This window comes from Parabacteroides sp. AF17-28 (genome assembly GCF_003479205.1).
In the GTDB taxonomy this organism is placed as follows: domain Bacteria; phylum Bacteroidota; class Bacteroidia; order Bacteroidales; family Tannerellaceae; genus Parabacteroides; species Parabacteroides acidifaciens.
In genome coordinates this window covers 142378-157294 of sequence record NZ_QUGV01000007.1, presented here as the reverse complement: position 1 = coordinate 157294, position 14917 = coordinate 142378, and the positions used below count along the sequence as shown (strand labels likewise).

At 43.4% G+C, this 14917-nt stretch carries 13 protein-coding genes; 1 reads left to right on the top strand and 12 read right to left on the bottom strand.

Translation table 11 applies throughout. The features are described 5' to 3' along the window. The 10 genes from DWW90_RS07095 to DWW90_RS07050 form a co-directional block, all read right to left on the bottom strand. Positions 1–801 (bottom strand): polysaccharide deacetylase family protein, encoded by an 801-nt coding sequence (locus tag DWW90_RS07095; RefSeq protein ID WP_122344475.1) that lies wholly within the window; start codon positions 799–801, stop codon positions 1–3. Positions 802–962: 161 nt separating this feature from the next. Continuing rightward, entirely contained in the window at positions 963–2456 is a 1494-nt protein-coding gene (locus tag DWW90_RS07090) for a RagB/SusD family nutrient uptake outer membrane protein (RefSeq protein ID WP_122344474.1), read from the bottom strand. Positions 2457–2481: 25 nt separating this feature from the next. Beyond that, complete coding sequence (locus DWW90_RS07085) at positions 2482–5775, bottom strand: TonB-dependent receptor (protein ID WP_158582824.1); 3294 nt, start codon at positions 5773–5775, stop codon at positions 2482–2484. Between the two features lie 163 nt (positions 5776–5938). Beyond that, the gene (locus DWW90_RS07080; RefSeq protein WP_122344472.1) at positions 5939–6934 is read right to left on the bottom strand and encodes a FecR family protein; all 996 of its coding nucleotides are present in this window, start codon (positions 6932–6934) and stop codon (positions 5939–5941) included. 73 nt (positions 6935–7007) lie between these two features. Further along, positions 7008–7529, bottom strand: coding sequence for an RNA polymerase sigma-70 factor (locus DWW90_RS07075; RefSeq protein WP_233547667.1), 522 nt, complete (start codon positions 7527–7529; stop codon positions 7008–7010). 194 nt (positions 7530–7723) lie between these two features. After that, positions 7724–8998: a serine--tRNA ligase gene (serS, locus tag DWW90_RS07070; RefSeq protein WP_122344471.1), complete on the bottom strand. Its 1275-nt coding sequence runs from the start codon at positions 8996–8998 to the stop codon at positions 7724–7726. 104 nt (positions 8999–9102) lie between these two features. Then, a complete protein-coding gene (locus DWW90_RS07065) occupies positions 9103–9639 on the bottom strand; it encodes a C40 family peptidase (RefSeq protein WP_122344512.1) in 537 nt (178 codons plus the stop codon). 43 nt (positions 9640–9682) lie between these two features. After that, a complete protein-coding gene (locus tag DWW90_RS07060; RefSeq protein ID WP_199662180.1) occupies positions 9683–10804 on the bottom strand; it encodes a YhcG family protein in 1122 nt (373 codons plus the stop codon). A gap of 64 nt (positions 10805–10868) precedes the next feature. Beyond that, on the bottom strand, positions 10869–12053 hold the full coding sequence (locus DWW90_RS07055) for a 6-bladed beta-propeller (protein WP_122344469.1): 1185 nt from the start codon (positions 12051–12053) through the stop codon (positions 10869–10871). Positions 12054–12521: 468 nt separating this feature from the next. Beyond that, positions 12522–13346, bottom strand: a complete 825-nt coding sequence (locus tag DWW90_RS07050; RefSeq protein ID WP_122344468.1) for a hypothetical protein — start codon at positions 13344–13346, stop codon at positions 12522–12524. A gap of 218 nt (positions 13347–13564) precedes the next feature. Here DWW90_RS07050 and DWW90_RS07045 point away from each other — a divergent pair, with 218 nt between their 5' ends. Beyond that, positions 13565–14161 (top strand): HU family DNA-binding protein, encoded by a 597-nt coding sequence (locus tag DWW90_RS07045; RefSeq protein WP_122344467.1) that lies wholly within the window; start codon positions 13565–13567, stop codon positions 14159–14161. Between the two features lie 83 nt (positions 14162–14244). Here DWW90_RS07045 and rpmA read toward each other — a convergent pair whose 3' ends face one another. Together rpmA and rplU are read right to left on the bottom strand one after the other, a co-directional pair. Beyond that, complete coding sequence (gene rpmA, locus DWW90_RS07040; protein ID WP_115499074.1) at positions 14245–14511, bottom strand: 50S ribosomal protein L27; 267 nt, start codon at positions 14509–14511, stop codon at positions 14245–14247. Positions 14512–14533: 22 nt separating this feature from the next. Further along, positions 14534–14851, bottom strand: coding sequence for a 50S ribosomal protein L21 (rplU, locus tag DWW90_RS07035; RefSeq protein WP_115499075.1), 318 nt, complete (start codon positions 14849–14851; stop codon positions 14534–14536). Positions 14852–14917: the final 66 nt, after the last annotated feature.

Here is a 14917-nt window from a genome sequence, read left to right as displayed (position 1 = left end):
CTATTTCTTTGCCTGTTCTGCTACATAATCGAGCACATCAGAGAATGTTCCGACCCAGATTTCATCGGAATGGGCAGCCAGGAAGTCCACTAACTTCTGGTGTTCAGCCGCATCGACCGTCAGATAATCGCCGCCAACGCCATGAAAGACGATGATGCCGAGTCCGTGTTTGTCGAGTGCATCCTGTACATATTTGATCAGGTCGTCAGCCTTGCATCCGGTCAAGGCGGGAAGAGTCGGGATCAATGCAAAATTCAGCGTCTTCGCATCTTCCACCACATGCCGCCCAGCAGCTCCACGGCAATACTTGACCAGTCCGGAGTCCAGCAAAGGCCGGGAATAATCCTCTCCCCCGGCTACACTTTGTCCGCAAGGATAGGCATAGGCATGTTCCTTTTTCCCGTCAATGGCATAAAGAAAACTGTTCATCATCCCGATCTCCGTCAGTATGTCTTTCACCGAATAGCATTCGAGGGAGCGGCAGAGTGAGGAAGATGATGTTTCAACAGTTCCGGCCAGGCAGGGGTGAAAAAGGCTGTGGTTGCCCAATTCGTGTCCGCGCCGGGCAGCTTCGCGCCATTCGGGGATGTCGCTGTCTTTCACGACCTGGCCATAGAGAAAGAAGGTTCCCCGGAAACCTTTCGCTTCCAGTTGGGGCATCACGATATCGCGCTGGGATTTCAGCCCGTCGTCGTAGGTCAATACTATGGCAGCTTTTTTACCGTCCGGCCAGGAAATCTGTGCCTGTGCACCGCAAACGGACAGGCAAACGAGTAAGAGAATTAAAACTGTTTTATTCATAATTGTAATATTTACAGGAATTTCTCCCTAAATGTAATAGGTTTATCCGAATGAGTTATCCGGAAAGCATCTTTTAACGTAAAAAAGCTGCCGGAACTTCAAAAAACTCGTTGCAAAGCTGCAACTGATTTTTAGGAATCCCGACAGCCTCTTTCTTTTTATCAATCACCCAGAGCTGGGTTCAACAAGACTTCCGTATAAGGAATTGGAGCAAAATACTTGCTCTTGTCGATCGAACCTTGCGGTTTCAGGTCGTCGGCATCTTTATATTGATTCATCTCCTCGACTTTCTCCGTGCGGACAAGATCGAACCAACGGCAGTATTCGCCACAGAATTCCCATCCCTTCTCGTCAATCACGGCATTCCGGAAAGCTGTCTGGTTCAGGCCAGCCGGCAAATCTTCCAGCCCGGCACGACGGCGAATCTTATTCACACAATCGTAAGCCATCGCATTCGGAGACCCGTCAGCCATCGTCTGTGCCTCGGCATAAATCAGCAGGATTTCAGCGAAACGCAGGTAGTTCAGGTCGCGGCCACCCATATGGTCACTACCGCTGTAGTTCGGTTCGTTCGGAACCATCCCGTCGCGATATTTAGCTAAGAACGGATGCTTGAAAGTACTTTCCTGCCAAGGCGTTTGCGCACCATCCGTACGGCTTGTGAAGAGTGTCAGGTAAGTTGCATCCTTACGCGGTCCTTCCGGGAAACGGTTAAAGAAACCAATCTCGCAAAACACCTGGTCCCATCCATTTTCCTCGCTCGGCTGTGTATTCAGGCCCGTGAACGTATTCATATTCTGATTTCCGCAATCATTAAAATTACAGAAGATAATAGCCCACAGGATTTCAGGGTTTCCGTCCGAATCCCATTTCCATAAATCAGCGAAATTCTCCAATAAATAGAAAAGACCGCTGTCGATCACATCCTTCGCTTCCTTAGCAGCCAAGGCATATTTATCCGTTTCGTTCAGCGGATAACCTGCCATCATCAGATAGACCTGTGCCAATACACCTTTGGCCGACATCTTACACGGACGTCCGACACTGGCCGGCAATTCGTCCGGGAGATTATCGATCGCATACTGCAAATCCTCTATAATCTGCGTATAGACCTCTTTGATCGGAGACTTAGGCAAATTATAATTCATTGTGTTATCCAATTGCAATGGTATTTCACCAAAAACACGAACCATCCAGAAATAAGACCAGGCACGCAAGAACCGCGCTTCCGACTTAGCCTTCGTCTTTGCAGATTCAGCAATGGTCATATTATCGACATTATTCAACAGATTATTGGCTGCGAAAACAACCCTGAAAGGAGCTGTCCACGAAGCAGCTTTCAAACCGTCATTCGTAGACGAAGGATTGAAGGTGTCGAACTGTACATAATCCGGTTTACCAGCTTGCGAAGTCAAATCGTCCGCCCCCATCAGAGGAACCCAAATATTCGTATGCCCCAATCCACCCCAACGGTTGGAAGCCAACTGTGCATAAACTCCCGTCAGTGCAGCATCCAAATCTTCTTCCGTAGAGAAATAGGAATCGGCAACCAACGTACCCGCCGGATTCTCATCCAAACTCTGGCAACCGCCAAACAACCCCAAGAAGCAAGCGCCTCCGAGAATAGATGAAACTATATATTTTAATGTATTCATATCTCAATAATTTAAAGTTGATTTATTAAAATGCAAACTTGACACCGACCATAAACGAACGGACAGCCGGATAACCGGAAGCGTCATACCCGAAAGCAGTATCACTGTTTCCGCTCATATTGGATTCCGGGTTATATCCGGAATATTTCGTAATCGTAAACAGATTCTGCGCACTTACATACAACTTAGCCTCCTGTACGAATGTATTTCTTTTCAACTGATTGAAAGTATAACCCAAAGTCAGGTTACTTAAACGTAAATAACTACCGTTCTCAAGCCAGCGATCCGATTGCGTTTCATTCCTGTTTGAGTTGCTGAATTCCGGATAATTCGAATTTTCATTTGTCGGGCTCCAGCGATCCAATACGGCTACGTCGGTAGGAACATAGGCTGTATTCATAGTTGCACGCGTAAAATTCCAGATATCATTTCCCTGTACTCCATTGAAAAGGACATTCAAATCCCAGTTCTTATAGGAAACAGTCGTATTCCAGGAATAGGTAAACTTCGGCAGTGCATGGCCGATCACCGACATGTCTTCCCCATTGATCGTGTTATCGCCGTTCAAATCGGCATATTTGCTATCACCCGGAACAGCTCCGTATTTAGCTGCTTCCGCCGCTTCGTTGCTTTTCCAAGTTCCCAGATATTGCAATCCATACATCTGTCCGATCGGTTCACCTACGTGCAAGACCGAATATCCGGTATAAACACGAGAACCATAGCTCGAATTTACGAATATCTCTTCTTCTTCACCCATATTCAACACCTTATTGCGATTCAAACTAAGAGTAGCGCTTGTCTCGACAAACCAATCCTTACTATCGGCCAGAACGCCTGTCAGCATAAATTCCCATCCTTTATTCCGCATGGAACCGACATTCTTCAAAACCGAACCTCCGTACAGATAATCCGGAACAGAGACATTAAACAACAAGTCGACAGTCTTTTTGTAATAATAATCCACCGCACCGCTCAACCGTCCATTCAATACGGCAAAGTCCAGACCGACATTCGTCTGTTGCGTCGTCTCCCATTTCAAGTCCTGATTGGCAGGCGTAGACGGAGCAACACCAATCGAAGTCGATGTATTATCAAAATGATAATTCATCCCTTGGCCATTTCCGCTCGACATTTTCTGCAACGTTGCATACGGGTTGATAGCCTGGCTCCCGACATGCCCGTAACTTCCGCGTAACTTCAAATTCCGGAAAATATTCAAATCCTTGATGAACGGCTCGTCCGAAAGTCTCCAAGCCACTGCACCGGAAGGAAAATATCCGTATTTATTCCCTTTAGTAAATTTGGAAGAACCGTCTATACGCATGGAAGCCGTAAACAAATAACGATCCATCAAAGTATAGTTGACACGTCCCAGATAAGACTGTAACGACCATTCCGTATAACCACTGGAAGCTGTCTGGTTAGAACCCAGCCCTAAATTGTTCACTCCTAAAGCTATTGTCGAAAAGCCGGTCACATATGCACCTAATTGACGATTGATATATTTCTGTTGTTCATAGACCAACGTTGCATCCAATTTATGAATGCCATTAAACGTTTTACTGTATGCCAACTGGTTCGTATTCTGGTAAGAGACAACCATTCCGTCATAAGCTTGTGCAATAGCAGTTGTCACGGATGCATTTTTGTTATTCAAATCCAATGACGTGCTTTTGGTAGATATCAAGTTGGCACCACCGCTTACGGAAAGTTTCAATCCGTCGATAATCGTCCAGTTCAATTGCAGATTTGCCAATACCTTAAAGCCATATCCGTCTTCATCTCCGTTATGCAGCAGCCAAACGGGATTGGTTCCGACATTCCCATAAAGCCCTCCTGGAGTTTCATATTTACCATTATCATCAAAGATCCGTTCATCTGGCGGATACAGCAGAGCAGCGCTCACCGGATGGCCATTGTAAGTAGCCGTGTTCAGATTCTTAGACTCGTAATAATTGCCATTCAGGTTAAACACAACATCAAAGTTATCCCTCACCTTGGAAGTAATATTGCCGGTAAAACCATATTTCTTATGGAAAGAATTCTCTACAACACCTTCCTGGTTCACATAAGAGGCAGAAAGATAGTATTTGATTTTACTCTGTCCGCCGCTAATCGCCAACTGATGGTTTTGAGAAACAGCCGAACGCAACACTTCATCCTGCCAGTTGATTCCTTTCCCCGTAGCAGCTAATTCCGCCTCAGAATAATAAGGATTGTTGCCAAGTGCCATCAACCGTTCGTTAAAGACTCTCCTATATTGGGTTGCATCCAGCACATCCAACTTACGGAAAGGCTGATCGAAGCTGACAAAACCATTATATTCGACCTTCATTTCGCCTTCTTTAGCCGACTTTGTTGTAATCAAAACAACCCCGTTCGAACCCTGTGATCCGTACATGGAAGTGGCCGAAGCATCTTTCAATATCGTAATTGATTCGATATCGTTCGGATTAAGCATCGAATAGTCAGCCCCCAGGAAACCGTCCACAACATAAAGCGGATCGTTGCTGCCGTTTACAGAGTTCGTACCACGAATACGAATCCTCATATTGGAACCTGGCGCACCGTTAGTCTGCGTGATCTGGACACCCGGCGCTTTACCGCGCAATGCCTCTTCTATCCGAAGTACAGGCTGGCGGGAAACATCGTCGAGAGAAACAGAAGATACGGCACCGGTAAGGTCCGCTTTCTTCGTCACACCGTAGCCTACAATCACGACATCAGACAGGGCGACGGCATCTTCTTTCAACACGACATTGATTGCCGTATTGCCTTTCAATGCTATTTCCTGCGATTCCATTCCAATATATGAAATCTGCAAGATCGCATTAGCCGGTACATTTGACAAGTTAAAACGTCCTTCCGCATCCGTAATAGTACCGTTTACCGTACCTTTAACCGAAACATTAGCTCCGATAACAGGCTCGCTGTTTTCATCGACCACACGGCCACGCACATTTTGTACCGGCCCTGCTTGCCGAACCTGTTTAGGCATCAGGACGATTTGACGATTATTGATTTCGAATTGCAGATTGGTTGGCTTCAGCATACGGTCTATGGCCATTTCAATATCCTGGCTGTTCACCCGAAGGCTGACTTCCTGTTTCAGATCAGTTTTATCCACATCATAAAAGAAGGTATAACCACTGACCGATTCTATTTTTTTGATTGCTTCCGATAAAGGGATTTTAGAAAAAGACACTGTTATTTTCTCGTTTGCATTATCGGCGTGCACATAGGATGAGACTAACAGCAGAAAAATAAAGGACAGAAAAGATATCCTTTTTTTCGATAACATCTTTATATTATTCATATCTTTGCGTGAATTTAAAGTTAACATTAATGAGTTCAGTATCAGACGACCAAATCAGAGATGAACTCACGTTGTTTTCTTGTTGGAGAATTAACTCCGCGTAAGGCATGAATTTCGTTCCGTGCCTTATTTGTGTCATTCAATTCGTATTACTTCATAGGCATTATCTTTTTAATGGTTTGACTTCCGATATAATTACATGTTTATCCTCCTCGAAAGAGTATTGTATCGGATTAATCCGCGACATAATCTGCAGAATTGTTTCAAGCGGTTCATCCGTTATGGTAAAAGTATAACTCGTTTGAGCAATGGCAGGATCCAGGTCAATACTTATACTATACCAACGTTCCAGATACTTACAGATATAATCCAGCGGCTTGGCTTCAAACGAGCAGGACTTGTTTGCCCAGCATGACTCAAAATGTACATCTGCCGAATTCACCCGGATCCTATCTGCTTTTCTATCAATCATAGCCAGTTCTCCCGGCTTCATATACGTTTCTTCTTTCCCCTTCTGCAAGGAAATCCTTCCTTCCAGTAAAGCAACCCTCAAGTCCGGACTATCAGGATATGCCTTTACATTGAAGCGGGTCCCGTAGACATTTACGCTGAAATCTTCCGTCCGGACTGTAAACTGATGCTCCCGGTCTTTCTTAACATCAAACAGAGCTTCCCCTTCCAGCCAGACCTCACGCTTTCCCGTAAAAGAAGTTTTATAGGAAAGTGTGGAACCGATATTCAACCACACAGAACTGCCATCCGGCAAGACCATCTGCGATTTTCCATTCAAAGCCGAATAGGTCTGCGAGGCAACTTCCGGCCTTCCCGTTATCCGGCCGGCAAAAAAAGAAATTGATACAGACAGGACAAGTAATAAAGAGGCGGCAACCATTGCAATCCGGTATTTCAAAACCGGAATCGTATAGACTTTCCGTTTCACCTGCATACGGGCTTCCATCCGTTTCCAGTAGTATGACACGTCCGGATCATATTCCCCGGCTTCGGCCTGTACCTCCCTCCAAAGTGACTCCAGCTCCATGAACAAAGATTCATTCCCGTCCGAATTTCTCCATTCATTCAAGGCAGCTTCCTCTTTCTTATCTGTTTCCTGCTTCAGATGAGAAATAATTAAATCCCAGGGAATTATTTTGTCCGTCATACACTTTTCCTTTTATGTATGACACATCAAAGAGAGAGAACCCTACTCTAAAATCAAAAAAAATTAAATCTTTTTACCAGAAATAAGTATAAGAGTCTCCCAAATACGCCTTTATCAGCTTTAACGCCTTCGTGATTTGCGCCTCCACATTTTTAACGGAGACATCTAATCTCTCGGCAATCTCTTTATTGGAAAGATGTTCGGTACGGCTTTTCAGGAATATTTCGCGACATCTGTCGGGAAGGGAACAAACGGCTTCGGCAATCAGACGTTCCAACTCTTTCAACTCCAGGGAGTCGTCTATCTCAAAACGTTCGAGTAACGACCAGTCGGATACGGCTACAAAACGATCGTTATCTCTCAAATAATTCATAGCCCTGTTGCGGGCCGCTTGGAAAAGATAAGATTTCAAAGTTAATTTGATGTCCAGATTCTCCCGTTTCTCCCAAACAGAAGTAAAAACATCGAGTGCCAACTCTTCTGCGACTCCATTATCTTTTACATAGATACGGACAAAACGGCAAAGAGGGACAAAATACGTTTTGAACAGATACTCAAAGGCTTGCTGATCCCCTGCCCTGATTAATCTGACCATAAACATGTCATCTTGTATTTTTCCGGCATTACTCTCGACCATATTCCAATTCAAAGTTCAAGACGCAAACTTATATAAATCCGATTAGATATCAATAAGAATTAACCAAAAGAAAAACGGGATAAAAGTATTTTTTACTTTTATCCCGTTTTCATTGGTGCGACTCATCCGTTCGCACTTTATATAAAGCCTTTTTACTTAATCATATCAAAACCCGTGTACGGAACCAATGCTTTCGGAATCCGGATTCCTTCCGGTGTCTGGTTGTTTTCCAGCAAGGCGGCAACAATACGCGGCAGAGCTAATGCGCTACCATTCAACGTATGGCAAAGCTGTGTCTTTTTGTTTTCGTCACGATAACGACATTTCAGACGGTTTGCCTGGTAATTATCGAAGTTCGATACGGAGCTGACTTCCAGCCAACGTTTCTGTGCTTCCGAATAGACTTCGAAATCGAAACAGAGGGCAGCCGTAAAGCTCATATCGCCACCACAAAGACGCAGGATACGATACGGAAGTTCCAACTTCTGGAGCAAACCTTCCACATGGTCCAGCATTTCCTGGTGGGACTGTTTGGAATGTTCCGGTTTGTCGATACGGACAAGTTCCACTTTAGAGAACTCGTGCAGGCGGTTCAACCCGCGCACGTCTTTACCATAAGAACCGGCTTCGCGGCGGAAACATTGCGTATAGGCGCAATTCCTGATCGGCAACTGTTTCTCATCGAGGATCACATCGCGGTAGATATTGGTTACCGGAACTTCGGCTGTCGGGATCAGGTAGAGATCGTCCACTTCGCAATGATACATCTGACCTTCTTTATCAGGCAACTGGCCTGTGCCATAACCGGAAGCGGCGTTTACCACTGTCGGCGGCATGATTTCCATATAACCTGATTTACGGGCTTCATCGAGGAAGAAGTTGATCAGCGCACGTTGCAACTGGGCACCCTGTCCTTTATAGACCGGAAAACCGGCGCCTGTGATCTTCACACCCAAGTCGAAGTCGATCAGGTCATATTTCTTCGCCAATTCCCAGTGGGGCAGTGCGTCTTTCGGCAGCTCCGTTTCCATTCCGCCCATCTTTTCCACCTTATTATCATCGGCGCCAACACCTTCGGGCACTTCATCATAGGGGACATTCGGGATCGTATAGAGCAGGTTCTGCATATCTTCAGCCGCCTGATCCATTTCTGCCTGGATCGCTTTGTTGGCTTCCTTGATCTCGGCAACACGTTGCTTGGCAGTCTCGGCCTCCTCCTTTTTACCTTCTTTCATCAGCATACCGATGGTTTTCGAAGCGGAGTTCACCTCTGCCAGGTTCTTATCTAATTGATTTTGTGCACTACGTCTTTTATCATTCAGCTCGATCACTTTTGCAATGCATTCCTTCGCACCTTTAAAGTGTTTCTTTTCCAGACCTTGAATCACACGGTCTGTTTCTTCCGTAATTACTTTAAGCGTCAACATACTCTAATGATGTTTTTTTAATTGAGCTGCAAATATACATAGAGTTCTTAAATTAAGAATTAAGAATTAAGAATTAAAAGTCAAAATTGACGACAAGTGTACATTTATCTCACCCGTCCGCCTGTAAGCCACGCCCGGATATAATAAGGTTCACTCAGGCTGCTCACGACAACGCCGTTCGATGTGCTGGTATGGATAAACTTTCCGTTTTTCAGATAGATCCCGACATGGTTGGGCACATTCTTCTTTCCTTTCCCTGTCCGGAAAAACACCAGATCGCCTTCTTTCAAATTGGCCCGGCTGACTTTCTTGCAGTTATGTTTCAGCATATCGGCCGACGAACGTGCCAACTGCTTCCCATACACCTCGCGATACACAATCGTGACAAAGCCGGAACAGTCCACCCCTTTCTTCGTCATTCCGCCCAGCCGGTGAGGAACGCCCAGCCATTTCGCCCCTTCATTATAAAGGAAAATATTATCATCCGGAGTCAAACGGACGCCATACAACCGTGAAAGCTCCTTCGGCCCCTTAAAATCCGCCGGCAACGCAACCCGCTGCTTCCTACTGCCGCAAGAAGTAAGCGCCAGGATAAAAAGAAGCATTCCGAGAGAGGATGTGATAAAGTGTCTACGTGTCATGATTGTTAAATATATCTTTTCATAAGCCTTATTATCCATAGAGCTACAATAGCTTTTTAAGATCTTCAATATCTGGCAACGCCTTACGCAACTTTTCTGGCATATCGGCAGATGCCCGATACGTAGCGACCCCCATCGGCTTGTCGTAATCTTGAATAACGTATTCCACATATTCCTTATCAGCACTTTTACAAAGTACAATACCAATAGTAGGATTCTCGTGCGGTTTACGCATTTGGTCATCAACAAGGCGTAAGTAGGTACACAACTGACCTAAATAAGCCGGTTTAAATGTCCCTTTCTTCAACTCCACCACAACTAATGCATTGAGTTCGCGATTAAAGAAAATCAAGTCAGGAAAATGGTCTATACCAAACACTTCCAAATGATACTGATTACCGACAAAAGCAAAATCACGCCCAAAAGTCATAATGAACTTTTTCACATTATGCACGATTTCCATTTCTACCACTCGCTCGTCTATCTCGCCCCTGTCACGCTCCCCTAATTCCTCCACATTAATAAAATCAAGTAGATATTCATCTTTAAACATATTTATTGTTCGCAATGCTAACGTACTATCAGGAATGCATTGTGAAAAATTGTTCGGCATCTGACCTTGACGATGAAATACATCACTTCGAATAGCTTTTTTAAGACCATCTACAGAAAGACGTTCAGTGGCACAAAGCCGAATGTAAAACAAACGTTCCTCCAAAGGCTTCACATATTTCAGAATCTCCGTATGATGAGTAAATGCTACATTAAAAAAAGCATGTAAATCTGCTTCTCCCAAATTTGGAAATTGCGATTTCCAAATTATATTATTCTCTTCTTTTGATGAATTGGAAATTACGATTTCCGAATTATCATTATCAGTATTCCACTCTTCATAAAAAGTACGCATATATCGCAAACTACGAGGAGAAAACCCCCGTAAACCCGGCAATTCTCTTTGTAAACGTTCACTTATACGATCTATAGCACCAACACCCCAACGTCCTTGCCGAGTGTTCAAGGATATAAAACGGCCAACGCCATAATATAAAGCCAATTGCTCGCGGGTGATGTGCTTTACCGCACGCTCTTGAGCTTGTAGAATAGCAGTTTTAATAATATCCGAAGCCTGGTTGTATATAACAACTAAATCCTTGTTTTCTTCCATGATTGTACAAATATAGCATTTTCCAATTTATAACGAATAATCAATAAAAACACTACTATTCCTGTTATTTGAATTTAAGAATCCTCACCACCGGATTGTCATCTTCAACAAGTGCCTTTGCTACTTTATTCCCATTTCCTACCAGTCTTTTCTTTTGATAAGCCTCTATCATAGACGACGCCTGAATCATTTCGGCTGCCATATTTTTGGCGATAGACGGGGTCGATCCAGGACCCCATTCATCTAAACTACCCCAAGGCTTCACTCCTAATTCAGCGTCTAAAATAGACAGTTTACTTATTTCACCGGTTTTAAAATCATACATAAATGTCGGCATTGGTCCTCCTCCTTTCGAATTAAAATCCAAAAGAAACGTTCCGAACTGTATAAATTTATCAGTTGTGAAAAAGGGCGTCCATATATTCCGAGGTTCAGAAGCATGAACCGACGGTTTACGGGTTAGGATGGGAGTCAATCCTTTATTGGGAGATAGTAGAAACAGTGTATCAGATGATATATCCATAATCACCAAGTCCTGGCCGTAATGCATGTTATGGAGATAAGAAAATTGATAAGGCCTATACATATTACCATCTTTCTGTATTATAGCGTTTGAATATCTTTTAGAAAAATGAATATCCAATACAGAAATCAGACTGCCGTCTTTCTTTGAAACAAGGCGATAAGGATCTTTTGTAGTCTCTTTTTCACGGCCCGGCACTATAGTTACATCGTCGTAAATCAGCAACGATTCATCATCAAAATTAAAAATCTTCATGCCATGCCCGAAACCATTTATTTTCAAAGTCCGCCTGTATTCTCCTTTCAACGAATACACAAAAATATATTGAGAGCATACATATATCTCTTCTTTCTTTTCATCCAAAAGCGTACCATTCTTAATCCAGGTATATTCCATGCCACTCGAACCTTTATGGTTAAAATGAGAATAAAGTTTCCCTGTCTTACGATCGAAAACAAATATATCACCTCGTTGAAATTCATGCACGAGAATATATTTGTCGGTAACAGCAGAAAGCGACGCCATTCCGCTCAACAAAATATCATCGGTCGTCTCCAACGGAACATATTCAATATCTGCGATTTCCTGAAGGCGCATCTTTGTCTGAGGATAATCTTTTGAGAAATCAAATACTGGCAAGTCTCCTGTTTTTGACTGGGAACTTACAACCTGGCTCCCCATTAAAAAGAGGGATGTTGCCAATAAAAGGAGTTTTTTTGTTTTCATAATGTTAGAACGTTTAAATATATATCACTCAATATCAGCTAACAGATATCGTAATCTACCTATTCACGATCCAATATCCGCCTTTGGCACTTCCCATACGAACAAGGAATCTTCCCCTCGTTTACACCGACATTTGCACCGACATTTACACCGACATCTTTTATAAAAGCATCTAATTTGCAGCTTATACAAAGATAGAAAACTACTTGGTAGTTTCTATACATAATTCTAAAAAACATTATATACTTTTTCACTCAATAAAAAGCTCACTCACTCCAAAACTTCCACTATTCGAATAGAAAAAGTGCTTTTTGTTTTTTATCTTTAAATTTATATAAATAATATCTTTATAATATTATATACTTTATTGGCAGGAAACAACATGCCTCGTGCAGGAAACAACATACCGCTTTGTTGAAATCAACAGCCCCTATGTCTAATACAACAAGGCTTTCCCATTTGCAGACATTATCGCTTCCTGGGGCCGGAATAAGCCAACGAAAATCCATTCAAACAGTCCGTAAAGATGCCATAATCGCTACTAAACTTGTCTTTCGATAAGAAATAGTTGAGCAGATTCTTCGGCTTATAAGAATCACCTTCCAACACACAATCGTAATAAGCCGTAAAAGACTGACGAATCGCTTCCGTACCATAGCGATAGTTCAATTCCAATAATGAATTTTTCTGCTGCGTCGTCAAGGCAAGGGTAGTCATAAGTAATGTCCGTTTCGGTTTTTCATCCGTTATTTCTCCATTGTTATACATTTTGCGACGCTCATTCATCGTATCTTGTAAGATCACCCGAATTTCCTCCACGATCTCACTGTCCTTTTTCTTTTTCCGTTCTTCCTGGCGGGTAGCCGGAGTGCTGGCTTTATAGGCCATGTCGGAATGATAGAGCATATAAGCCTGCATATCCGCAAACAATCCGGATTCGCCACGCACGATTTTTCCCAATGTTTCCGGCTGGGCAAGCGTCGTGAAATTCACATAAAAATAGCGGATCTGCCCGTCTGTTTCAGGAATTTTGTCGATATAAGTCGTCAGCCATCCCATCTCTTCATACATTTTGACAATCTTCTCGAAGCGGGTACGCTTGATGCGCATCTCCCGTTCGATCCGCTGCTGCGAATAGTAGAAAGTCTTATAATGGAAGGATATAGACTTGACAACCAGGGCGTCGAACAAGACCACTTCGTCAGGAGCCAACAAATAATCATGTAAACGCAAAATATTCGTAGCTAAAGGATGTACCGGCTTTGGCATATCTTTTGTAGTATCAACACTCATAACTTCAATTTTGATCCATAATGTGCGGCAAGGTACGCATTATATCCGAACAAACAAGATAATTCAACATTCCTCTTGACATTCGACCTCAAATTTCGTATATTTGTATTATAGGGAAGCGTTTTCCGAGGGCGTCCGAAATATAATTGACGCCCTCAAAAATATTTCCGACGTCCTCGTTTATATTTTCGACAACACCAAAAACAATATACATAATAATGGGTAGAATCAAATTCAGCATTTACAAGACGCCAACCAGCGGCGACCACAAACAAAAACCTTATGCGCGCGCCATCCTGCACGGCACAAAAAGGATGGAAGAAATTTGTTACATACTTAGCGACAGTTGCTCCATCACTTCTTCCGACATCAAAGGTGTCCTGGAAGCGCTGGGACAATACATCGGGCGGGAACTGGCCGACGGCTACAGTGTCGAGCTGGAAGGCTTGGGCTATTTCTCCCCTTCCCTGCGATGCACGCAAGAGGTGGATAATAAAGGCAAAGAGCGATGTACGATTCGTGTGCATGGCGTAAATTTCCGCTGCGCCAAGCAACTGAAAGAACGAGTGAAACAAAACCAACTGCAGGTGATAAAGCGACAGAACGTTCCAAGCACAGACCGGAACGGAAGAAAAAAGAAAATGCTGGAATATCTCCAAAATCATCCGTCTATCAATGTCTCGGATTATGCGGCGTTAAACAGTTGTACCTACTATGCTGCGCAAAACGACATCAAGCAATTCCTCACCAACGGAATCATCCAAAGCGTGGGCTATCGGACGCATAAAATATACATATTGGCTGATGCGGGATGATTTGCCGGGTGGCAAAAGCCGAACACAAAAAAAGGATACCCGCCAAGCGAATATCCTTTTTTCTTATTCTATAATACCGGTACTTATGCTTCTGCAACGATTTCTTTTACAGAAACAAAAGAACGGTTTTCTTTACCTCTGCGGAAAGTTACTACGCCATCAACCAATGCGTACAACGTGTGGTCCTTACCGATACCAACGTTTTCACCCGGATGATGAACAGTTCCTCTCTGACGAACCAAAATGTTACCAGCTTTAGCAACTTCGCCACCGAAAAGCTTAACACCTAATCTCTTACTTTGTGATTCACGGCCGTTCTTAGAACTACCCACACCTTTCTTATGTGCCATTTCTTCTTTTCTCCTTTAAACGTTAAGCAACAATTTCTTTTACATTCACTTCAGTGAACTGCTGACGGTGACCGTTCAATTTACGATAACCTTTTCTTCTCTTCTTGTGGAAGATCAGCACTTTATCACCTTTTACCAGCGGAGACAGTACTTCGCATACTACCTTTGCGCCTTCTACAGTAGGAACACCTACTTTAACTTCTCCATTGTTGTCAACCAACAACACTTTGTCAAATTCCACAACAGCACCGCTTTCTGCGTTCTGAATGTGATGAACGAACAACTTCTTGCCTTCTTCAGCTTTGAACTGCTGTCCGTTGATTTCTACGATTACGTACATCTGTCTTTTTTCTATTTAAACAGGTTATGTCCCGGGGGTGGATACACATCTAAGCATCACTTGTTT

What these genes read in the sequence shown, in the direction of transcription:
- DWW90_RS07095 (WP_122344475.1), bottom strand. Translation starts at nt 801, where the DNA reads ATGAATAAAACAGTTTTAATTCTCTTACTCGTTTGCCTGTCCGTTTGC.
- DWW90_RS07090 (WP_122344474.1), bottom strand. Translation starts at nt 2,456, where the DNA reads ATGAATACATTAAAATATATAGTTTCATCTATTCTCGGAGGCGCTTGC.
- DWW90_RS07085 (WP_158582824.1), bottom strand. Translation starts at nt 5,775, where the DNA reads ATGAATAATATAAAGATGTTATCGAAAAAAAGGATATCTTTTCTGTCC.
- DWW90_RS07080 (WP_122344472.1), bottom strand. Translation starts at nt 6,934, where the DNA reads ATGACGGACAAAATAATTCCCTGGGATTTAATTATTTCTCATCTGAAG.
- DWW90_RS07075 (WP_233547667.1), bottom strand. Translation starts at nt 7,529, where the DNA reads ATGGTCAGATTAATCAGGGCAGGGGATCAGCAAGCCTTTGAGTATCTG.
- serS (WP_122344471.1), bottom strand. Translation starts at nt 8,998, where the DNA reads ATGTTGACGCTTAAAGTAATTACGGAAGAAACAGACCGTGTGATTCAA.
- DWW90_RS07065 (WP_122344512.1), bottom strand. Translation starts at nt 9,639, where the DNA reads ATGACACGTAGACACTTTATCACATCCTCTCTCGGAATGCTTCTTTTT.
- DWW90_RS07060 (WP_199662180.1), bottom strand. Translation starts at nt 10,804, where the DNA reads ATGGAAGAAAACAAGGATTTAGTTGTTATATACAACCAGGCTTCGGAT.
- DWW90_RS07055 (WP_122344469.1), bottom strand. Translation starts at nt 12,053, where the DNA reads ATGAAAACAAAAAAACTCCTTTTATTGGCAACATCCCTCTTTTTAATG.
- DWW90_RS07050 (WP_122344468.1), bottom strand. Translation starts at nt 13,346, where the DNA reads ATGAGTGTTGATACTACAAAAGATATGCCAAAGCCGGTACATCCTTTA.
- DWW90_RS07045 (WP_122344467.1), top strand. Translation starts at nt 13,565, where the DNA reads ATGGGTAGAATCAAATTCAGCATTTACAAGACGCCAACCAGCGGCGAC.
- rpmA (WP_115499074.1), bottom strand. Translation starts at nt 14,511, where the DNA reads ATGGCACATAAGAAAGGTGTGGGTAGTTCTAAGAACGGCCGTGAATCA.
- rplU (WP_115499075.1), bottom strand. Translation starts at nt 14,851, where the DNA reads ATGTACGTAATCGTAGAAATCAACGGACAGCAGTTCAAAGCTGAAGAA.